Here is a 21,174-nt window from a genome sequence, read left to right on the forward strand (position 1 = left end):
GCCTTTTTTAATGATCAAAAGATCGCAGCCTTCGGCAGCTCCTACAATGACCAAGCGTAGGCCTTATCTCGTGGATCGAACGACTGATAGCCATTCATGGTCCACACTTTGATCCCCAGCTTTTGGAGCGTGTTCCATGTCTGATCGCTATATCGACTTCGCCAATTCGTCCATCGGCCATCGCCTGCTCGGCGCCCTGGGGCTGCCGGCGCCGACCAGGCTGGAGCGCTGGCAAGCAGGCCGACTGCGGCCCGTGGAAGGTGCGTTGTTGATCGGCGGCGGGCCGTTGGCGGAACACGTCAGCGCCTTCGCCAACCGCCTGACCGACGTGATCTACAGCTACGGCACCGAGCCTTCGATGGCCACGGCCTGGATTCCCGGCCATGGACCGAAACTCAAGGCTGTGGTGTTCGATGCCAGTGACCTGCTGCACACCGACCAGCTCAAGCAACTGCGCGAGTTCTTCCAGCCGCTGATGAAGAACCTCGATCACTGCGCGCACCTGGTGATTCTCGGGCGCGATCCACAAAGCCTGCGCGACCCGTTCGCCGCCAGTGTGCAGCGTGCCCTGGAAGGTTTCAGCCGTTCCCTCGCCAAGGAGTTGCGCAGCGGCGGTACCCTGCAATTGATCTACGTCGACGAAGGTGCCGAGGCGCAACTGGAAGGCCCGCTGCGGTTTTTCCTCTCACCGAAAAGCGCCTTCGTGTCCGGGCAGGTCATTCGCTTGAATGCGTGCTCAACGCCAGTCACCGACTGGACACGCCCGCTCGCCGGGCCCAAGGCACTGGTCACCGGCGCAGCACGCGGTATCGGTGCCGCCATCGCGGAAACCCTGGCCCGTGATGGTGCCGACGTCATCCTGCTCGACGTGCCCCCGGCCAAAACCGATCTCGAAGCCCTCGCCGCACGCCTCGGTGGGCGCAGCATTACCCTCGACATCTGCGCCGAAGACGCCGCCGCGCAGTTGATCGAACAGTTGCCCGACGGCCTTGACATCGTGGTGCACAACGCSGGCATCACTCGTGACAAAACCCTGGCCAACATGACCCCSGAATACTGGGACGCCGTGCTGGCGGTCAACCTCAATGCGCCGCAAGTGCTGACCAAAGCCCTGCTCGACAGCGGCACCCTGCACGACAACGGCCGGGTGATACTGCTGGCGTCCATCAGCGGCATCGCCGGCAATCGCGGGCAAACCAATTACGCCGCGAGCAAGGCCGGGCTCATTGGCCTGGCGCAAGCCTGGGCGCCACTGCTCCACGAGCGCGGCATCAGCATCAACGCCGTGGCGCCGGGCTTCATCGAAACGCAGATGACCGCGCACATTCCCTTCGGCCTGCGCGAAGCCGGACGGCRCATGAGTTCGCTTGGCCAAGGCGGCTTGCCACAAGACGTCGCCGAAGCCGTGGCCTGGCTCGCGCAACCGGGCACCGGCGCGTTTACCGGGCAAGCGTTGCGCGTGTGTGGGCAAAGCGCTCTGGGGGCTTAAGGATGATCACCGACTGGCACACACTCAACCGCGAACCCAGCTTGCCGGGGTTGTACGCACGAGCGGCGACACGGCGCAAAATCACCGGCACCACCCTGCCCGATTCGGGCTTGCGTTGCTGGGTCGAAGTCGATCCCAAGCGCCTGTCGGCCTATCGCAAGGTCTGTGGTTTCGCCGACAACGGCCTGCTACCGCCGACCTACCCGCACATCCTCGGGTTTGCCTTGCAGATGCAGTTGCTCACGGCCAGGGACTTCCCGTTCCCGCTGCTGGGCCTGATACACCTGAGCAATCGCATTCGTGTGCTGCGCCCAATGGGCGGGGTGAATCGGGTGCGCGTCAGCGTGCAAGTGCAGAACCTGCAACCCCACGCCAAAGGCGCGACGTTCGATTTGTTGACCAGCCTCGACGATCAGTTGGGGCCGTTGTGGGAAGCAGAAAGCCGGATGCTCTGTCGCGGCGTCAAACTCGAGGGTGAACCGCTCGAAGAGAACCTGGAATCGAGCCTGGCCCTGAGCGAAGTCGAGCACTGGAGAGCGCCCTCGGACATCGGCCGGCAATACGCCAAGGTGTCCGGCGACTACAACCCGATTCACCTCAGCGCGGCCAGCGCCCGGCTCTTCGGTTTCCCGACCGCCATCGCCCATGGCCTATGGAACAAGGCGCGCACGCTAGCTGCGCTGGCCGGGCACCTGCCGACAGCGAATGTCGAGATCGCAGTGCAGTTCAAGAAGCCGGTACGGTTACCCGGTGAGGTGACGTTGCTGGCCAGTGCGCCGGGACCGAGCGGGGATCTGCAATTGGTGGGTGCCGGGGATCTGGAGCATATGGTCGGGCACTGGCGGCCGGTTGCCTGATCCTGATAAAGCCGATGTCTGTGGCGAGGGCGCTTGGCTCCCTCGCCACAAAAGCTGCGTGGTCAGTCTTGCGGATCGAGATTGTCCAACGCCCGGTTCACCGCCAGCTCACCCAGCATGATCACCTGCGCAATCCCCAGCATCGTATTGCGCTGCGAGCCTTCCAGAAACCCCGCGAAATCACTCGCCATCACACTCGCCGACGCCAGTGATTCACAAGCGTGGGCCAGCAGGGTTTCGGTGTCGATGTGCGGGGCAATGACGAACATCGTGCTGGGCTTGTGGGTGACAGGTTGCCTGGGTGGATTGAGGTAGTGGTCGAGGGCGCGGTCGGCGGCTTCGGGGGGATTTGGGGTGGGTTTGATCATGGTGAAGCTCCAAGTATGAGATGGAGCTGCCACTGATCGCCGCGACAGCAATCAAGGGTGGCAGCTGTACGCGGGGTCGCGGACCGAGCTACTTGGAAACCCGGCATACCCGAAGGTATCCCGCGCACAGCCACCATTACATCAAACGACAAGCACCGAAGCGCTCCGGTTTGGGCCGGTGGATTATGCACCAAGTAGACTTAACAGGCCGCGACAGCCCGATCACTGAATTTGCAGTGACGGACAAAGGCTAGAGATCGCACTTCCGACGGACAACCTGAAAAACATGTCGGAGGTTTCCTCGGGACTTGAGGAAAACTACACCGGATTGGTCGGCTGCCAGGCCGCCATCGCGAGCAAGCCCGCTCCCACAAAAAAGCAAAGGCAGATCGGCGCACACCCGCTGCTCCTCACCACTCATCAGGCCGAGCATTAGCTCGCCTGCAGCTTTTGATCTTGATCCACCCGCCCCCTCGGGAGGCTGAGTGGAGGTGTTCATCCGGGGATTGGCGCGCAGCGCCGTTCGACGTAGTCGAACTCATTGCATGTAGGTCGAAGCGAAGCCGACCGGAGGGCAATGCCCCCGGATGAATACCGGAGCGAAGGAACGCCGAGCCTCAGCGAGGGGCCGTACGTAAGGGGCGAGACCTTTGGTTCCTTTGGGGCGTTTGCCAAAGGGACTCGCCGTAAGGGCGAAACCATAAGCCGCCGTTACCGCAGCAATGGATATGTACACCATCCAAAAAAACTCAGTGCCCCGTAACCCACTGCCGCACCCCGAAATTACTGGGCAACAAAGCCAACGCCAACTGCGTCCGAGGCCGGCTGATTCTAGGATGCGTGCGGTGGATAGTTGGCCAATATCCGCGTGACCGTTTGCCAGATGGCATCGCGACGATCCGTCGGGTTCGGCGTGCGACTGAGTATCTGTTCGTCACTGCCGCGCCACACCAGTTTGCCGTCCTTGCCATCGAGCAGGTCGATCTGGATGGTCGCCACTTTGTAGCTGACATTGCGGGTTTCGTTGTACATGGGGGCGCCGTAGTAGCCATACCAAGGGTTACCCCAGCCGCCGCCGTAATTGGTGGTCACCTGTTGTTGCCGCTCTTCGACAATCAGGTAGGTCTGCACATTCAAATCGCCCTTGGCGCCTACAGCGGCCGGACGCAGACCGCGCTGATCCAGTTGATCGGCAACCGCCTGACGGACGCGCTGTTCGGTCAGGTCGCTCTTGATTCGAGGATCATCGGGACGGTATTGCAGGGCGGGTTCTTTCCAGGTCCAGCTGCGATAGGCAGCAAAGTCGCGGCTGGCGTCGAAGTCATGATTGACCTGGTTGGCGGCGCAGGCACTGAGCAGCGCGGCCACTGCCAGTAAAACAAAACGGCGGAACATGATGATTCTCCGGTTGAAGACATGATCCTGTGGAATGCTTCTTATCTACAAGAAGCTAACTAGGAGGATACGCCGACATTGCCTTTTCCACAGCCTCCCGTATGGCATCGGCGCGCTCGCTTTCGCTGCCCCGGTTGCCGGTTTCAGCGCTGGAGCTCCACACCGGCTGACCGCTTTTGGCGTCAAACATGTCCACCTGCACGACCACGACCTGTTCCCGATAGGTACGGATGATCGGCACGGAGGCGTATCCGCCATATCCAGGGCCGTAGCCGTTGTAGCCGCCATAACCGCCGCCGTAATAGTCGTCCTGAACCTGACGCAGGCGGGTTTCCAGGCGCATGTTGGCGCTGACAAACAGGTCGGCCGGGCGATTGTCGTGCAACGGGCGCAAGCCGCGTTGATCCAGCGCATTGCTGACCGCTTCGGCGACCTGCGCCGAGTCGGCCCAGGCGGTGCCCGGTGGCAGATGGCCGTTGAGCCAGGCCCAACTGCGATAACGCCCATAGTCACGCGGCGCTGCCGGGTAGGCGCTGCGATCGAACGTATTGGCAGCCTGGGGCGGCGCCGGTGGCAAAGGGTTTGAGGTAGCTACATATGGGTTGCTGCCCTGACAGGCAGCCAGCCCCAGGCAGAACACCAGTACACCTGAATGATTTTTCATTTCGTGCTCCGATCAGACAGGCCGACAGATCCAGTGCAAGTAACGCCCAAGCCCGGCAAAGCTTGGATGACGGCGATGGGCCAGTTCCATTTCGAGCAGGTCCACCAGTTCGGCACGGGCCTGGAATTCCACCGGCATGTAATCGTGAAAAACTCGCACGCCACTCTGTATTTCGACCTTCCACAGGCCTTCAAGTTGCGCCGCCAGCTCGCGCGGATCAAGGGGCTGCTGCGGGGTCAGGCTCTGCTTTTCACCGGCCATGTCGTTCTTGCGCATCTTGCGGAAATGGCCTTTGAGCAAGTTGCGATAAATCAGCGCATCGCGGTTGTAGAACGCCAGGGACAGCCAGCCATCCGCCTTGGTCAGTTGATGCAGCACCGGCAGGATGGCGTGGGGCTCGGCCAGCCATTCCAGCACCGCATGGCACAGCACCAGATCGTAAGGTTCGGTGAGCTGCCCGAGCAGTTCCTGCCAGGGTGCCTGAATGAATGTGGCGCTCTGCCCGGCTTCGGCAAAACGCTGGCGGGCGCCTTCGAGCATCGGTTCGGCAGGCTCGGCGAGGGTCACCTGATGGCCGCGCTCGGCCAGCCACAACGACATATGGCCAAGGCCGGCGCCGATGTCCAGAACGCGCAGCGGCCGGTCGGGCAAGGTTTCGGCCAGATCGGCCTGCAACACCGCCAGACGGATCGCACCTTTGGCACCGCCGTAGATTTTTTCGGCGAAACGGGTCGCCAGTTGATCGAAATGACGGTCGCTCATCAGTTGAACCTCCGTTCGCTGTCCGCCAGTTTGCTGCGCACCACGGCATCCATGTCCAGGCCCAGCTCACTGCACAACAGCAACAGATAAAGCACAATGTCACCGACTTCCTGCCCGGCGTGGGCGAGTTTGTCCGCCGGCAACTGGCGTGACTGGTCTTCGGTCAGCCACTGGAAAATTTCCACCAGCTCGGACATTTCCACGCTCGCGGCCATGGCCAGGTTCTTCGGGCTGTGAAATTGCCGCCAGTCATTGCGGTCACGGATGGCGTGCAGGCGTTCGGTCAGTTCAACAAGGTTCATCGGGCTCTCCTGAAGGCGTATAGCTTCGGGGGGATCACAGGTGAAGGCAAGGGGCAGAAGATACATGCTCATCTGTGCAACCCTCTATGCTTGTGGGAACTCGGCAGCATGATCGACAGCCCAAGACTCAATTCTCTTTAATCAGGACGTTCACTCCATGCAGGTAGAAGGTTTTTCCGAATGGCTCGGCCAGGTACTCGGCTCGATCATCCGCTTCATCGTTGATGGCCTCAGTGGGCTGTTCAATCTGTTGAGCAACGCCAGCAGCAACTTTGTCGAAGGCTTGTCCCAAGCGCTGGGCATGGATACCTCGGTCGTCAGCATCGTGACCCTGATCCTCGGGCTGCTACTGCTGTGGTCGGCGATCCGCGCCTTTCTCAATGCGTCGTTCATCATGGGGATTATCTGGTTGGTGCTGGGGCTTTGGTTGCTCAGCTGGATCATCCACTGACACCACTGACACCACTGAACACCTGTGGGAGCGAGCTTGCTCGCGATGGCGGCGGCACATCAAAAATTGATTCAACTGAAAGACCGCTATCGCGAGCAAGCTCGCTCCCACATTGGATCTCTGGTGTTTTATGGATTGAGCTCACTTAGCCAACCCGTTTTCACCGCTACAATGCCCGCTCCCCCAAGGAGCCTGCATGTCCAACCTGACCGCCGACTGGCGCGACCGCCCTACCCATCGCCGGGTCTGGGCACTCGCCGCGCCGATGATTCTTTCGAACATTTCCGTACCGCTGGTGGCACTGGTCGACAGCACCGTCATCGGCCACCTGCCCCATGCCCATCAACTTGGCGCCGTCGCGGTCGGGGCCAGCCTGTACACCTTCCTCGCCTGGGCCATGGGCTTTCTGCGCATGGGCTCCACCGGGTTCGCCGCCCAGGCGGCAGGGCGCGGGGATGGCGCGGCCTTGCGGCAGATTCTGTTGCAAGGCCTGCTGCTCGCCATCGGCCTGGCCGTGGTGTTGGGTGCGGTGGGCGTGCCATTGAGCGCGATCGCATTGCACTTCATGCAACCGTCGGCTGAGCTCGATCAACTGACCCGCGAGTTCTTCCACACCCGCCTGTTCGGCCTGCCGGCGGCGCTCGCCAGTTATGCACTGGTCGGCTGGTTTCTCGGCACCCAGAATGCCCGGGCGCCGCTGGCGATTTTGCTGACCACCAACCTGGTCAACATTGCCCTGAACCTGTGGTTCGTCCTCGGCCTGGAATGGGGCGTGGTCGGTGCGGCCAGGGCYTCGGTGATTGCCGAATGGACCGGTGCACTGATCGGTTTGCTGATGACTCGCAAAGCCCTGCGCGCCTACCCCGGGCCTATCGTTTGGGCGGCATTGGCGCTGTGGCAGAGTTGGCGGCCATTGCTGGCGGTCAACCGTGACATCTTCATCCGCAGCCTGGCGCTGCAATCGGTGTTCTTCCTGATCACGGTGCAAGGCACGCGGCTGGGCGACGCCACGGTCGCCGCCAACGCTCTTTTGCTCAATGGCCTGCTGCTGACCGCCCACGCCCTCGATGGCCTGGCCCACGCCGTCGAAGCCCTGTGCGGACATGCGCTTGGCGCCCGCGACCGCGATGCCCTGCGCCGTTCATTGGTGGTTGCTGGTGGCTGGTCGTTGCTGGCGAGCCTGGGGTTCGCCGCGCTGTTTCTGTTCGCCGGGCATCTATTCATCGAAATGCAGACCAACATTCAGAGCGTACGCGACACCGCATTCATCTACCTGCCCTACCTCGCCGTGCTGCCGCTGATTGCCGTCTGGAGTTACCTGCTCGACGGTCTGTTCATCGGCGCCACCCGCGCCAGGGAAATGCGCAACGGCATGCTGCTGACCGTGGCGCTGGTGCTGCCTATCGGCTGGGCACTGCAAGGCGGGGGCAACCATGGCCTGTGGATAACCTTTTTGTTGTTCATGCTCCTGCGCAGTCTGACCCTTGGCGTGATTGCCTGGCGCCTGCGCCGTCACGATGGCTGGTTCGCTGGCAGCACTCACTGAACGGGGCGACCTCATGACCCGGGTGGATCGTTCTGCCACAAGTGACGCAGGCTATCGAGGCGTTCCTGTTGAGTCCGCCCCGGCAACGGCTGCACGGGCACGGCGTCGGGATACTGCAAGCGCAGCCATATCCAGCCATCAAGCACCGGGCGCTCGCTGAAACCCAGCGCCACCCCTTCTTGCACATGGGCCCACAGGCGGGAGAAATCGGCACCGGTGGATTGGCTCCAGCGCCAGGCCTGCTGCTCGAGCAGGCAGGTTTGCAGTTTTTCCTGTTGCCCGGCGCTGAGGTTCTCCTCGACTGCCAACGGGCTGACCGCCAGCCTCGGGTTGGACAAGCGCTGCCAGCCCTCACATCCCATCGCGTGGTCGGCCCAGCTGCCACCGAACCAGCGCAACTGGTTGATGGGCCCGAGCCAGCGACTCAGTTCAACGGCATCGCTGGCATCGAAGAAATAGCTTGCCGTGATCGGGTTGTAGTAGCTCAAAAGGGCCCGGTGCAGGCCAAGCGTGACCGTGAGCATGCGCCGCAAATGCGCCAGCAACGACGCAGCGCTGGCCTCGCTGACCATCAGCAATCCGGGCCAGCGTTGTCCGTCGACGATGCATAAATCGGCCAGTGCCGGGCAGGTGCGCAGATCGACCAGGACCGGTCCCTGCTCATGCAGCGCATGCCACTCCGTGCCTTCGAACAACCCTGACCACCGGGCTTGCGCAAACATCTGCCGAAGTGTGGCACCCGCCTGCGGCGTGCCCGGCACATCCAGCAACAGCCACTGCGGGGGTGCCTCGGGCGTGCGTGTGGCGATCATGCTCCAGAGCTCTGGCCAAGCTGCGTCGCCAGACGACAGGTGCACAACGCCTGTGCGCAATGGTTGAAACTGCCACCGCCGGGCAGCAGGCACAACACCAGCAATGGCTCCCCCGACCGCAACCATTGCTCCAGGCCCTCATCATGGGTGCAGCCGGGCTGGGGGGTGTCAGCGTCCGTCACTTCGACCGTTGCCGGCGCATGCAGCAGCCCGGTTATCTGCGGTTGATCGGGATCGCCTTCGACAAAACCCACGACCAGTTCAGTCCCTTCCCGCAATGGCAAGAACGTCGATGCCTGCAGTTGCCTGGCCAGGGGTAACCAGCAATGGCTGGGCGCAGCCCCTTCGCCCTGATAAAGCCAGTCGAACTGCACCGGTACCTGCCTTGCCGGGTCGGGGCTTGGTTCATCGACCTCGACGACCCACGCCCGTTGCAGGCTATGCATTTGTGGTTTGACCGTCACACAGGGCGGCGCGAAGGGTGTCGGCCACTGCAGGGCACGGGCCTGATTGTGGTAAGGCGTCGCCGTATCCTGACTGCCCCAATGCTCAACGTGGGTTAGCAACCAGAGGCGATTGCATTCGGCAACCGGATGACCGGACAGCGGCATCAGCCGACCGCTGCGCAGGGTCACCAGGTCTGTCCGGCATTCGGCACTCTGCGCCGCTGTCCCACCGCAGTGCTGACGCTCGAACTGCCGCACCGCCGGCCGATCGCCCTCGCTGCGCAATACCGCAGGTTCGCCGGTTGGAAAATGCTGATGATCATCCCCAAACACCACACAGTGCCCGCGAGCCCGGTGTTCGAAGCGGTAGTGAAGCCGTTCCTGGGCGCACAGTCGCTGCAGAAACTGCAGATCCGACTCTCGATATTGCGTGCAGAAATCCCGGGGCGGGTATTCGCCGCTCAGCGCCAAGCGTCGATCTTTGCCGGTAATGCCGTGCTCCTTGAGCACCCTGTCGAGTATTTGCGGCACTGAAAGGGCGCTGAAAATTCGTTGGCTGAAGCGCTGGGCCAGGCATGCCAGTTTTGGCCCCAGACGCACCTGGCAGAGCCGGGGTCCCGAGGCATGATCACGCTGGACGAGTTCATGCAATTGTCCATGCACGTGGCTTCCAGCTGGTCCGAAATGCAACGAGGCCGGGCGGTACAGCAAACTGGCAAGGTCAAGCACCGGGTCATCGATCAGCAGTTCCAGGTCGAACACGAACGGCTCGCTGATGGCCTCTTTACCGGTAAAGGCCAGGACCTCAAAGGAGTCGGGCAGACCTGCTACATCCAGACGAAATGACGGTTCGCTGACTGGATTGAACATCGGCGTTTCTCTACAGGAGGGGCGGTCGGGGATTCTCGCTGAGAGACATGGCCGAGTAGAGTGCCGAAATACAAATTAGGAAATAACCTACGCGAAAAGGAGACCAAATGCTTTGGGTGGTCGAGGACGCGGAAAATTTCGCCTGGAATAGGAGAATTGCCGCACCAGGTCATCTGAAATTTCCGCGGTAAACGGAAAATTTTCAGACAACCTGATGAGCATGGCGCTTACCTCAGGAAGACAGGTAAGACGAACGGGTCAGCCCCAGACGCAAGGCATCGAGGAACTGCGTGCGCTCGGTGGCGCTGATGCGGGCACTGGCACACTTGTCGCGGTAGTGAGTCATCAGCTCCTCCGGCGACAAATGCACGTAACGCAGCATGTCTTCGATGGTGTCGTGGGTTTCGATACCGGCGTGGTACACGCTACCGTCGGCGTTCTGATAGATGTTCACCGAGTCGGTGTCACCGAACAGGTTGTGCATGTCGCCAAGAATTTCCTGGTAGGCGCCCACCAGGAAGATCCCCAGCAGATAGTCTTCACCTTCATTCAGACCGTGCACCGGCAAGCTGGTCTCGATGCTCTGCTCGTCGACGTACTGCTTGATCTTGCCGTCGGAGTCGCAGGTCAGGTCTTGCAGCACGGCACGGCGCAGCGGCTCTTCGTCGAGTCGRTGCAGCGGSAKGATCGGCAGGACCTGGCCGATGGCCCAGGTGTCCGGCAGGCTCTGGAATACCGAGAAGTTGCAGATGTACTTGTCAGCCAGCTTGTCGTTGAGCTCGTCGAGCACCTGACGGTGAGAACGCTGACGGGCTTTCAACGAGTTGTGCAGGCGGCGGCAAACGGCGAAGTAGCATTGCTCGGCCAGGGCTTTTTGCGCCAGGGTCAGCTTGCCATCGGCGTATTGAGTGGCCACGTCGCTCATGTAGTGCGTGGCGCGCCAGTAAGTCTCGGTGACCATTTCGATGTCGGTCGGGCCGAGCAGGTCAACCAGCCACTGCACGGTTTCCGGCAGCTCTTCCTTGTTATCGATCTTCGGCACGTCGTCGTTGTGTTTCTCGACGTCGGTCACCTGCACCACCAGCATGGCGTGGTGAGCGGTCAGGGAGCGGCCGCTTTCGGAGAAGATGTTCGGGTGCGGCAGGCTCTGCGCGTCGCAGAACTCCTTGAGCATCCCGACCACGACACCGGCGTAATCGTCCATGTCGTAGTTGATCGAACTGGCGTTACGCGAGTGAGTACCGTCGTAGTCCACGCCCAAACCGCCGCCGACGTCGATGTGATCCACCGGCAGGCCAAGGTTGCGCAACTCGCCGTAATAACGGATCGCTTCCTTGAAGCCGTGCTGGTAGTCCGCCAGGTTGGCGATCTGCGAGCCCATGTGGAAGTGCAACAGGCGAATGCCCTGATCCAGACCGGCAGCGCGGAAACGCTCGACCACCGACAGCAGTTGCGCCGCCGACAGGCCGAACTTGGATTTTTCACCACCGGTGTCTGCCCACTTGCTCGACGCCAGGGACGACAGACGCACGCGCAAGCCGACCTGCGGCTTGACCTTGAGCGCCGCCGCTTCTTCGATCACCAGACCGACTTCGGATTCTTTCTCGATCACGATGAACACGTTGTGGCCGAGCTTCTGGCCCATCAGCGCCAGACGGATGAACTCGCGGTCCTTGTAACCGTTGCAGACGATGGTGCCGCCCTTCGGCGCCAATGCCAGTACCGCCAGCAGTTCCGGCTTGGAGCCGGCTTCCAGACCGATGGAAACGTTCTGGGTAGCAATGATGTTTTCGATCACCGCTTCCTGCTGGTTAACCTTGATCGGGTACAGCGCGGTGTACTTGCTCTGATATTCCAGGCGCTCGATGTTGGCGTCGAACGCACCGGTCAGCTGACGCACGCGGTCTTGCAGGATGTCGGGGAAACGCACCAGCAATGGCAAGGACAAACCGCTTTTGCGCAGTTGGTCGACTTGCTCGAACAGGTCGATAGGCGAACTGGTCGGGCCGTTCGGACGAACTTCGACGCGACCGGCGTCATTGATCGCGAAATACCCGGCCCCCCAATGGCGAATCCCGTAAACACTGCGGCTGTCCGCAACTGTCCATTGGCTGCCATCGTCTTTGCGTGTGCGTCGTACGGACATCGAAGTCCCCTATAAAGAAGTCATAGAGCGTCGCCTGGGTTCAGGCCGGCGCAGTCTAAAGTATGAAAATGACGGTTCGTCAACGAGGGGGTAGACCTCGCTGACCGCAGTGAGTTTAGAAACCAGTCATGAACAGGCTCTGTGAAAACCATGGAGACGACGCCAGACCAGAATGAACGGGACTGGATCAAGCCGTGGGTGGCTTTCACAGAGGCTGCTAGCCGCCGGACTTCTTCGCCTTGAAACCGAGCTTGATCAGTTCTGCCAAGAGTAGCTCGACATGATCGCCCTGGATTTCGATGACACCGTCTTTCAACGCGCCACCGGTACCGCAACGTTTCTTCAACGTCGTGGCCAGTTCCTTGAGCGCGTCTTCAGCCAATGGCACGCCGGTGATGGTGGTCACCGTCTTGCCGCCACGGCCCTTGCTTTCGCGACGCACGCGTGCAATGCCGTCACCGGCCGGGATAACGGTCTGTTTGCAGATGCAGGCGTCCACCGGTTTACTGCATTCCGGGCAATGACGACCTGCGTCGGTGGAAAATACCAGGCCGCCCAGGGCGGCGAAGGATGCGGCTTTTTTGGCCACCGGCAATCCTCTTCGGAGGACAAAGACTGGTCGCAGCACTCGGGAAGGCTATCGACCGCGAAGCCCCACTCAGGCAGGGGCAGCGCTACTGAAACGGTACCACCCTTGTAGGAGCGAGCTTGCTCGCGAAAAACCCACGGACAACACGTGCTGTCTGATACCGCGCGTTATCGTTGACGTCCATCGCGAGCAAGCTCGCTCCTACAGGTGAAGCAATACCGGTTCAGTTTGAAAAGTCGCGCAGTGTAACGGCAAAAACGCCGATTGCTAAGAGCCAATCGGCGCCAATTTATAGCTGTTTTGCGACGTCGATCCGGTGTGAGCGCAAATAGCGCTTCAACGCGGCCAGAGAGTCCGGGCAATAAGGCTTTTGCCCGATTTCCAGCATGACCTGATCAATGGGGATAAAGCGCGCTTCCAGCACCTCTTCCGGTTGCAGGATCAACGGGCCGTCCCATACCGCCGAGAACGCCGAACACCACAGGCGATTGCCGGTGTCCTCGAAGAAAAAATGGTCATGAGCGGTCAGTTCCACGCCACTCACTCCCAGCTCTTCCTCCAGCTCCCGGGCCGCCGACTCGGCGTAGGTTTCACTGGCGAGCACCATGCCGCCCGCCGCCACGTCCCAGAAACCGGGATAGATCGCCTTGCTCAGGGTGCGCCGGTGCACGCACAGCTCGCCAGCGGAATTGAACAACATGATGTAGGTGCCACGCCCGATCAGCCCGCGCTCGCGCAAGTCGGAACGGACCAGGGCGCCGAGCAGGTTGTCCTGCTCGTCGACCCAGGCGATCTGTTCGGCATCGGACGCCGCGCGGTGCGCGGCTTCCCTGGTGTTATCGACCATGACTCAGCCCTGATTGAGCAATTGACGCAAATCGATCACCGCGGCGTTGGCCCGGGAAATGTAGTTGGCCATGACCAGCGAGTGGTTGGCCAGTACGCCGAAGCCACTGCCGTTGAGGATCATCGGGCTCCATACCGGCTCCTGCGACGCCTCCAGTTCACGAATGATCTGGCGCACGCTGACCGTGGCGTTCTTCTTTGCCAGTACGTCGGCGAAGTCGACTTCAATGGCGCGCAGCAAATGCGACAACGCCCAGGCCTGGCCGCGGGCTTCGTAGAACACGTTGTCGATTTGCAACCATGGGGTTTCAACGATTTCTTCGTCGACCTGCGGCGCCACGCCCGGTGCTACCACCTCGGTTTTCAACGCGGTGTTGAGCTTGACTCGGCCCACACTGGCCGACAGCCGTTGCGACAGCGAACCCAGACGGGTGCCGACATCACCCAGCCAGTTGTTCAGGTTATCGGCGCGGGCATAGAACAGCGCGCTCTTCTGGTTCGGATCGGACAGGCGCGCCTGATAGCGACTCAGAGAATTGATGCCTTCCTGATATTCGGACTCGCTGGATGGCAGCACCCAGCTCTTGTTGTCGAAGTTGAAACGCGGCTCGGCCTTGGCCAGGTCGGCGTCTTCGGCGGACTGCGACTGCGAACGGGCGAAGTCTTTACGCATTGCCCGGCTCAGGTCGCGGACCTGCACCAGCACACCGTATTCCCAGCTCGGCATGTTGTCCATCCACAGGCCTGGCGGAAATCGGTCGTTGGAAATATAGCCGCCCGGCTTGGTCAGCAAGGTGCCGGCGACGGTCTTCAGGGTTTCCACTGTGGTGTAGCCAACGACCATCTGCTTGCCTTCTTTCTCGGCCGCCAGTTGGGCGGTCTGCTGGACCGGGAACAGCGCCGGCTCCTGGCTCCAGTACCAGCCCAGGACACTCGCCACCAACAGGTAGATGCCCAGCAAAGTGGCCAGCGCCCGGCTGAACAACAGACCGCCCAGATAACTGCGGGTCTCCGACTTCGGTTCAGCGGCACGTTCAGGCGCACTGCCTGTGCGGTTCTTCCAGTCCAGCATGGCGATATCCTTTCAAGCTCTTGAGGTCAACGGTTCGACCACAACCATACAACAACGTGCCTTGGCCCGGCACCCGCCATCGCACCGATGCGGAAAATTACCGGTCTTGCGGATGAAAAGAGTTCCTGCCCACCAGATGACTGTGTTGCCGTCGAAATCCTCCTAATGGTTTGGATGACACGCCCCAAGGGAATCCCTGCCCCCTGAGGCCAATAAAAACTGGCCGATCCGCACCGCTCAGACCGCCGTAAATGACCAATGGTCTGTCACCCGCCAATTGCCGCCCTACGCCCGTCAAGCGCCCTGATTCACGGCACTTCGCCTCCGCACACGGCGACTAAACAGCCCAGAATCAGACCGATCGATCACAAATTGAATGAAGCGACATTGCAGATTATTGACGTACAGCACTCATGTAATGGAAAAGTGGTGCTAGCATAGAGCCACCAGTCGACCTCAGCGTGCACCCTAACTAGTAGTCAGGATATGACCGAGCCAGAAGACCCCAGCCGCGAGCGCCTCAAGCACCACTTTGCCCAGCGGGTAATTCATCAGGCTCGTCAGATTCTTGAGATATGGCAGCGCCTGCAACGCAGTGAGTGGTCCACCGCCGACCTGTCGGAACTGAGCGAGGCCAATCTGCGTCTGCTGCGTTTCGCCGAGCGTTTCGAACAACCGGAACACACGCAATTGGCACGTCACATCGGTCAGTCCCTGGAGGCGGTCGACGCCAATCGCGGACGCCTGAGCAGCGGCCTGATCACCGACCTCAATCGCTTGATGCAGCGCCTGTCACGTACCGGCCTGCGCCATGGCGACCAACTCGATCAGACCTTCCTGCCACCGCTGCGCAAGCCCGTCTATGTGATGCTGCAGGATCACGGCCGTGCCGAGCGCCTGGCCAAACAACTGGAATTCTTCGGGCTCAGTGCCCAGTCCCTGGACAGCGTAGACGCGTTTCGCTCATCGATGGTCGAGCGCTTGCCGGCGGCGATTGTCATGGACGTGGATTTCAGCGGCCCCGGCGTCGGCCTGAAACTGGCCGCCGAAGCCCAGGAAGGCCTGGACCATCGCTTGCCGCTGCTGTTCTTCAGCCTGCACGAAACCGACACCCCGACCCGCCTCGCCGCCGTGCGTGCCGGCGGCCAGGAGTTCCTCACCGGTACCCTCGAAGCGTCGAGCCTGCTGGAGAAGATCGAAGTCCTGACCTGCGTTGCCCAGTACGAACCTTATAAAGTGCTGATCATCGACGACTCCCGCGCCCAGGCCCTGCACACCGAGCGCCTGCTCAACAGCGCAGGGATCGTCACCCGGACGTTGATCGAGCCGATCCAGGCCATGGCCGAACTGGCGGATTTCCAGCCGGACCTGATCATCCTAGACATGTACATGCCGGCCTGCACCGGCACGGAACTGGCCAAGGTGATCCGCCATAACGACCGTTACGTCAGCGTGCCGATCATTTACCTGTCGGCCGAAGACGACCTGGACAAACAGCTCGACGCCATGAGCGAAGGCGGCGATGACTTCCTGACCAAACCGATCAAGCCCCGGCACCTGATCACCACCGTGCGTAACCGCGCGGCACGGGCACGCAACCTCAAGGCACGAATGGTCCGCGACAGTCTCACCGGCCTGTACAACCACACGCATATCCTGCAATTGCTCGAAGACTGCTCGTTCCGCGCCCGCCGCGAAAGCAAGCCGCTGAGCTTTGCCATGCTCGACATCGACCATTTCAAACGGGTCAACGACAGCCACGGTCACCCCATGGGTGACCGGGTGATCAAGAGCCTGGCGCTGTTTCTCAAGCAACGCCTGCGCAAAACCGACTTCATTGGCCGCTACGGTGGTGAAGAGTTCGCCATTGTCATGCCGGACACCGATATCGAAGCGGCCTACAACGTGCTCGATGAAATCCGACAGCGTTTTGCCGAGATTCACTACCCCGCGCAACCCCAGGATCTGTGGTGCACCTTCAGCGCCGGGTTGGTGGAGTCATGCGAAAGCTCCGACAGCCTGATGATGGCCAGTCAGGCAGATGATGCGCTGTATCGCGCCAAACATGACGGACGCAATCGAATACAGGCCGCTCGCACATCAAAGCAAAGTGCCACTTTTTTATCGGAGTCGACCGATACAGTCATAACCCTGTAACAGAAACGCAATAACTTCAGGCACTTACCATTTCTGCCGTTGGTAGTCCGTAATGCGCCTGAAGCTGCTGACCAATCTCAATACCCTCCTTCTGGTGGCCGTGTGCGTGGCCCTCGGCGCTACGCTGTGGTGGTCGCAGAAGGCCCTTGAGCGTCCGTATCTATTAATGGAGCGCTACCTGGGCCTGTCGCAGCAGTTTCAGAATGAAGTGGCCCGCAGCGTCGAGGATTACTTGGGCAGCGGCGATGCACTGCGCCTGAGCAGTGCCTCCCAAGGCATCGACAGCATGAAGAAAGAACTCGGCGAATTGCCACCGGCCTTGGCCGAGACGCTGCGCCCCAGCCTGTCGACCCTTGAAGAATTCAGCAAAACCGACCTGCTGGCCGCCGGCAAACTGGCAGGCGATCCGCAGGCCTTGCTGCTACAGGCCGAGCGGGAACTGGGTGCCAGTCTCGATCAGCTCAGCCAGTACGCCAGTGGCAATGCGGCCTACCTGACGCCGCTGCTCACCGCATCGCAGCACCTGGGCAAATTGTCCCTGGCCCGGGACAAACTGGTCAGCAGCGGCCGCAGCGGACTGGCTGCCGACGTCGAACGCGAAGTGGCCAACATCCGCACCCAGGCCGAAAAACTGGATGCCCTGCCCTTGCTGGGCGTGACCACCAGCAACGAGTCGAACACCGACGATTTCGCCTCGATGATGGGCCTTGAGAACAAGGAAAAAACCGTCGCCGAAGATGCTGGTGTCGGCCTCAAGCGCGAACTCAACAGCCTGCTCACCCGCTATCCGGCCGAGCTCACGCGCACTCGCGATCAAATCCAGAAACGCGCCGACCTCAGCGCCGCGACTCACGTGAAAATCGCCGACGTGCAACAGGCCATTGCCGGGCTGGAACCGGTGGTGCGCGCCCAGCATGGGCAGATCCAGGGTGAAGTGCGGCTGATGCAAGGTGTGATGATCGGTTTGATTCTGTTGATCGCACTGCTGATAGACACCCTGCAGCGCAAACTGGCACGGACCCTGACGAACCTCGCCCCGGCCCTCTCGACCTGGGCCGAAGGCGACTTCAGCCACGACATTCAACTGGGTAACACCAACCGCGAACTGCATGACATTGAAGCGTCGCTCAACCGCTTGCGCGCCTATCTGGTGGACTTGGTGGGGACCATTCGCCGCAACGCCGAACAGGTGGCCGGCAGCAGTCGCACCCTGGCTGACCTGAGCAACGACTTGCACAGCGGTGCCGAGCATCAGGCCGGCGACACGGCACTGATCCGCGATTCCCTCAGTGAGCTGGAAGCGACCATCCAACAAGTCGCCGGCGATGCCAGCCAGGCCGCCGATGCCAGCCGCCACGCCGGCCTCGCCGTGGAGCATGGACAGAAAGTCATCGGCCTGAGCCTCACCGGCCTGCATGCGCTGGTGGATGAAGTGCAAGGCAATGCACAAATGATCGAACACCTGGCCGAAGAGTCGGCCACCATCGGCGGCGTGTTGACGGTGATCCGCTCGATTGCCGACCAGACCAACCTGCTGGCCTTGAACGCCGCCATCGAGGCGGCCCGGGCCGGGGAAATGGGCCGAGGCTTTGCCGTGGTGGCGGAAGAGGTGCGCTCACTGGCGCAACGTACCGCCGGGGCCACGGCGCAAATCCAGACGCTGATCGCAGGGCTGCAAACCGCCGCACGGCAATCGGTGGAAGGCATGCGCGCCCAGGTCGAACACGCCGAGGCCACGGCCAACCAGGCCCAGGCCGCCGATGGTGCGCTGGATAAAATCGTCGGGGCGATCCAGACCATTTCCGACACGGCGGTCCGCATCGCCGATGTCACAGCCCAGCAAAGCGGCGCTGTCAGCGAGATCCGTGGCCACAGTGAGAGGATTCACCAGTTGGGTGGGGATAACCTGCTGCGTATCGGCGAAGGGCGTGAGCAGGGAGAAAATCTTCTGGTGCTGGGTGGTCGATTGTATACAGCCGTTCAGGCTTTTCGCGTCTGACAGACCGCCATCGTCGGAACGCCGCCCGGAGCAAGCTCGCTCCCACAGGGTCGTGCGCGGTCATTGTGGGAGCGAGCTTGCTCGCGATGACGTCAGTTCACTCACCACACATCCTTGGCTCTGCACACCGAACGACTGTCCGCTATCATCCCCCCAATTCCGATACGCGAGATCGTCATGCACCGTTTGCTTTGCCTGCTGTTTTTAGTGTTCGCCCTGCCGGCAAGCGCCACTGGTTTGCTGGAGAACCGACCCAGCTCAAGCCTGGGCTCGATCAACAACAGCGCCGACTTCCTGCCGGTGCGCGAAGCCTTCCAGCTGAGCCTGGTAGAAAGCACGCCGCAATCGATCAAGCTGCGCTTTGTCGCTACCGAAGGTTATTACCTCTACCGTCACCGTTTTCAGTTTCGCGCCGATCCGGCCGAAGTTTTCCTCGGCGCGGCGAAACTGCCCGACGGCCAGAAAAAACACGATGAATACTTCGGCGACGTCGAGGTCTACCACGGCATTCTCGACGTCGAGTTACCACGCACCGATCAGCGCGCCTTCACTCTGGCCGTGACCTATCAGGGTTGCGCCGACAAAGGTTTGTGCTATCCACCGGAAACCGAGCGTTTGAGCATCGACGGCAGCGGCGCTCCGGCGACGGCTTCTCCATGGAGCTGGCGTGAACTGGCGCTGTTTTTCCTCGCGGGCCTGGGCCTGACGTTCACGCCATGCGTGCTGCCCATGCTGCCGATCCTGTCCGGCGTGGTGCTGCGCGGCCAGGTCGGTGGCTGGCGCGGTTTCAATCTGTCACTGGCTTATGTGCTGCCGATGGCCGCCTGCTTTGCCCTGCTCGGTGCGCTGATGGGGCTATTCGGCGCCCAGCTCAATCTGCAGGCGCGGCTGCAATCGGCCTGGGTACTGGTGCCTTTCGCGATGTTTTTTGCGCTGTTCGCGTTGGCGATGTTCGGCGTCTTCGAACTCAAATTGCCGCACGCCATCAGCAGTCGCCTGGACCGCATCGCCGGTCGCGCCAAAGGCGGCTCACTGTGGGGCGCTGCGGTGTTGGGCGTGGTCTCCAGCTTGCTGGTTTCACCCTGTGTTTCGGCGCCATTGGCCGGCGCGCTGTTGTACATCAGCGCCAGTGGCGATGCGCTGGGCGGCGGCTTGAAACTGTTCATGCTCGGCCTCGGCATGGGCGCACCGCTGTTGCTGGTGGCCACCGGTGGCGCAGCCTGGCTGCCGAAAAGCGGTCCGTGGCTGGTCTACGTGAAAAACGCGATTGGCGTGTTGTTGCTGGGACTGGCGATCGGCCTGCTCAGCCGGGTCTTGCCCGGCCAGGTCAGTTTGCTGTTGATCGGGCTTCTGGCCGGTGGCGTCGGCTTGTTCATGGGCGCGCTGGAGTTCGTCTACAAGCCGCCGCGCAAGCGTCTCGGGCAGTTGCTCGGAATGTTCCTGGTGTTTTACGCCCTGGCCTGCTGGTACGGCGCGTTCAGCGGCCAGACCGATCCCTTCAATCCGATTGGCCAACCGCACGTCGTCGAGGGCAACCAGCCTGTACAAGGCACCAGTGTCTGGCAAACCGTCAGCACTTCCGCCGATCTGGACCGCGTGCTCGCCGAGGCCCGGTCATCCGGCACACCGCTGCTGCTCGACTGGTACGCCGACTGGTGCATCAGCTGCAAAGTCATCGAACATGAGGTGCTGGACGACCCTGTCGTCATCGAACGCCTCAAGGGTTACCGGCTGATCCGCTTCGACATCACCGCCAGCAACGCCGAGCAACGCACCCTCCTCGACCGTTACCAGTTGTTCGGTCCTCCGGCGCTGATGTTTTTTGGCAAGGATGGTGTCGAACGCGCCGATGTACGGGTGATCGGCGAGATCAACGCCAGGGACTTCGCCGAACGTGTTGCCAGGGCGAATGACCACATTTAATCAAGCAGTCATATATTTCGCGCAAACATCGGTCATCGTGCTGGCTATTGCAGAGAACTGGACAGTCACAAAGGCTTTGCGGCATAGTCGCCGGGTTCTGACAATTGCTCACAGATAACATAGGAACCGCCGATGGCGACGTTACTCGTTCTGCACGGACCCAACCTGAACTTGCTCGGCACTCGTGAACCGGGCACCTACGGCGCCACGACGCTGGCGCAGATCAACCAGGACCTGGAACGCCGTGCCCGCGAAGCCGGTCACCATCTGCTGCACCTGCAAAGCAATGCCGAGTACGAATTGATCGACCGCATTCACGCTGCCCGCAGTGAAGGCGTGGACTTCATTCTGATCAACCCAGCAGCTTTTACACATACAAGTGTCGCATTACGTGACGCGCTGCTGGCGGTGAGCATCCCATTCATCGAAGTGCATTTGTCTAACGTGCACAAACGCGAACCTTTCCGCCATCACTCTTAC

The 21,174-nt window shown here is 61.3% G+C and carries 18 protein-coding genes and 1 pseudogene; 8 read left to right on the plus strand and 11 right to left on the minus strand.

What is annotated here, in order from left to right; translation table 11 throughout:
- The first annotated feature begins 136 nt into the window (after positions 1-136).
- Together AC1DVH_RS14940 and AC1DVH_RS14945 are read left to right on the plus strand one after the other, a co-directional pair.
- Positions 137-1,489: a 3-oxoacyl-ACP reductase gene (locus AC1DVH_RS14940; RefSeq protein ID WP_477754452.1), complete on the plus strand. Its 1,353-nt coding sequence runs from the start codon at positions 137-139 to the stop codon at positions 1,487-1,489.
- Between the two features lie 2 nt (positions 1,490-1,491).
- On the plus strand, positions 1,492-2,346 hold the full coding sequence (locus AC1DVH_RS14945) for a MaoC family dehydratase (protein ID WP_477754453.1): 855 nt from the start codon (positions 1,492-1,494) through the stop codon (positions 2,344-2,346).
- Positions 2,347-2,408: 62 nt separating this feature from the next.
- On the opposite strand, the gene AC1DVH_RS14950 is transcribed toward AC1DVH_RS14945, so the two are convergent.
- The 5 genes from AC1DVH_RS14950 to AC1DVH_RS14970 all read right to left on the minus strand — a co-directional run bounded on the left by AC1DVH_RS14950 (position 2,409) and on the right by AC1DVH_RS14970 (position 5,837).
- Positions 2,409-2,714 carry a DUF6124 family protein gene (locus AC1DVH_RS14950; RefSeq protein ID WP_477754454.1) on the minus strand — a complete coding sequence of 102 codons (306 nt, stop codon included), beginning with the start codon at positions 2,712-2,714 and terminating at the stop codon, positions 2,409-2,411.
- A gap of 831 nt (positions 2,715-3,545) precedes the next feature.
- Positions 3,546-4,109 carry a DUF4136 domain-containing protein gene (locus AC1DVH_RS14955; RefSeq protein ID WP_477754455.1) on the minus strand — a complete coding sequence of 188 codons (564 nt, stop codon included), beginning with the start codon at positions 4,107-4,109 and terminating at the stop codon, positions 3,546-3,548.
- A gap of 55 nt (positions 4,110-4,164) precedes the next feature.
- A complete protein-coding gene (locus AC1DVH_RS14960; RefSeq protein ID WP_477754456.1) occupies positions 4,165-4,773 on the minus strand; it encodes a DUF4136 domain-containing protein in 609 nt (202 codons plus the stop codon).
- Positions 4,774-4,785: 12 nt separating this feature from the next.
- On the minus strand, positions 4,786-5,535 hold the full coding sequence (locus AC1DVH_RS14965; protein ID WP_477754457.1) for a methyltransferase domain-containing protein: 750 nt from the start codon (positions 5,533-5,535) through the stop codon (positions 4,786-4,788).
- A complete protein-coding gene (locus tag AC1DVH_RS14970) occupies positions 5,535-5,837 on the minus strand; it encodes a MazG-like family protein (protein ID WP_150813548.1) in 303 nt (100 codons plus the stop codon). The genes AC1DVH_RS14965 and AC1DVH_RS14970 overlap by 1 nt, the downstream gene beginning before the upstream one ends.
- A gap of 157 nt (positions 5,838-5,994) precedes the next feature.
- Between AC1DVH_RS14970 and AC1DVH_RS14975 the strand changes: the two genes are divergently transcribed.
- A complete protein-coding gene (locus tag AC1DVH_RS14975; RefSeq protein WP_477754458.1) occupies positions 5,995-6,288 on the plus strand; it encodes a hypothetical protein in 294 nt (97 codons plus the stop codon).
- A 196-nt stretch (positions 6,289-6,484) separates the two neighbouring features.
- On the plus strand, positions 6,485-7,834 hold the full coding sequence (locus AC1DVH_RS14980; protein ID WP_477754459.1) for an MATE family efflux transporter: 1,350 nt from the start codon (positions 6,485-6,487) through the stop codon (positions 7,832-7,834).
- Positions 7,835-7,845: 11 nt separating this feature from the next.
- Here the strand turns inward: AC1DVH_RS14980 and AC1DVH_RS14985 are convergent, their stop codons facing one another.
- The 6 genes from AC1DVH_RS14985 to AC1DVH_RS15010 all read right to left on the minus strand — a co-directional run bounded on the left by AC1DVH_RS14985 (position 7,846) and on the right by AC1DVH_RS15010 (position 14,615).
- Positions 7,846-8,646 carry a DUF4123 domain-containing protein gene (locus AC1DVH_RS14985; protein WP_477754460.1) on the minus strand — a complete coding sequence of 267 codons (801 nt, stop codon included), beginning with the start codon at positions 8,644-8,646 and terminating at the stop codon, positions 7,846-7,848.
- Positions 8,643-9,962, minus strand: coding sequence for a type VI secretion system Vgr family protein (locus AC1DVH_RS14990; protein ID WP_477754461.1), 1,320 nt, complete (start codon positions 9,960-9,962; stop codon positions 8,643-8,645). Before AC1DVH_RS14990 ends, AC1DVH_RS14985 begins: the two co-directional genes overlap by 4 nt.
- 232 nt (positions 9,963-10,194) lie before the next feature.
- A complete protein-coding gene (gene speA / locus AC1DVH_RS14995; protein ID WP_477754462.1) occupies positions 10,195-12,108 on the minus strand; it encodes an arginine decarboxylase in 1,914 nt (637 codons plus the stop codon).
- Between the two features lie 217 nt (positions 12,109-12,325).
- Positions 12,326-12,697 (minus strand): translation initiation factor Sui1, encoded by a 372-nt coding sequence (locus AC1DVH_RS15000; protein ID WP_007991289.1) that lies wholly within the window; start codon positions 12,695-12,697, stop codon positions 12,326-12,328.
- A gap of 289 nt (positions 12,698-12,986) precedes the next feature.
- A complete protein-coding gene (locus tag AC1DVH_RS15005) occupies positions 12,987-13,544 on the minus strand; it encodes an NUDIX hydrolase (RefSeq protein ID WP_477754463.1) in 558 nt (185 codons plus the stop codon).
- A gap of 3 nt (positions 13,545-13,547) precedes the next feature.
- Positions 13,548-14,615 carry a DUF2333 family protein gene (locus AC1DVH_RS15010; protein WP_108219840.1) on the minus strand — a complete coding sequence of 356 codons (1,068 nt, stop codon included), beginning with the start codon at positions 14,613-14,615 and terminating at the stop codon, positions 13,548-13,550.
- A gap of 486 nt (positions 14,616-15,101) precedes the next feature.
- Here AC1DVH_RS15010 and gcbA point away from each other — a divergent pair, with 486 nt between their 5' ends.
- The 4 genes and pseudogenes from gcbA to AC1DVH_RS15030 all read left to right on the plus strand — a co-directional run.
- Positions 15,102-16,772, plus strand: a complete 1,671-nt coding sequence (gcbA, locus tag AC1DVH_RS15015) for a diguanylate cyclase GcbA (RefSeq protein ID WP_477754464.1) — start codon at positions 15,102-15,104, stop codon at positions 16,770-16,772.
- A 1,483-nt stretch (positions 16,773-18,255) separates the two neighbouring features.
- Positions 18,256-18,771: pseudogene (locus tag AC1DVH_RS15020) on the plus strand (methyl-accepting chemotaxis protein); the annotation flags it as partial.
- A 177-nt stretch (positions 18,772-18,948) separates the two neighbouring features.
- A complete protein-coding gene (locus tag AC1DVH_RS15025; protein WP_477754465.1) occupies positions 18,949-20,694 on the plus strand; it encodes a protein-disulfide reductase DsbD in 1,746 nt (581 codons plus the stop codon).
- A 132-nt stretch (positions 20,695-20,826) separates the two neighbouring features.
- Positions 20,827-21,174 (plus strand): type II 3-dehydroquinate dehydratase (locus AC1DVH_RS15030; RefSeq protein ID WP_477754466.1); only part of this gene is annotated, 348 nt, incomplete at its 3' end.

Source organism: Pseudomonas sp. P4_C3, from assembly GCF_056402075.1.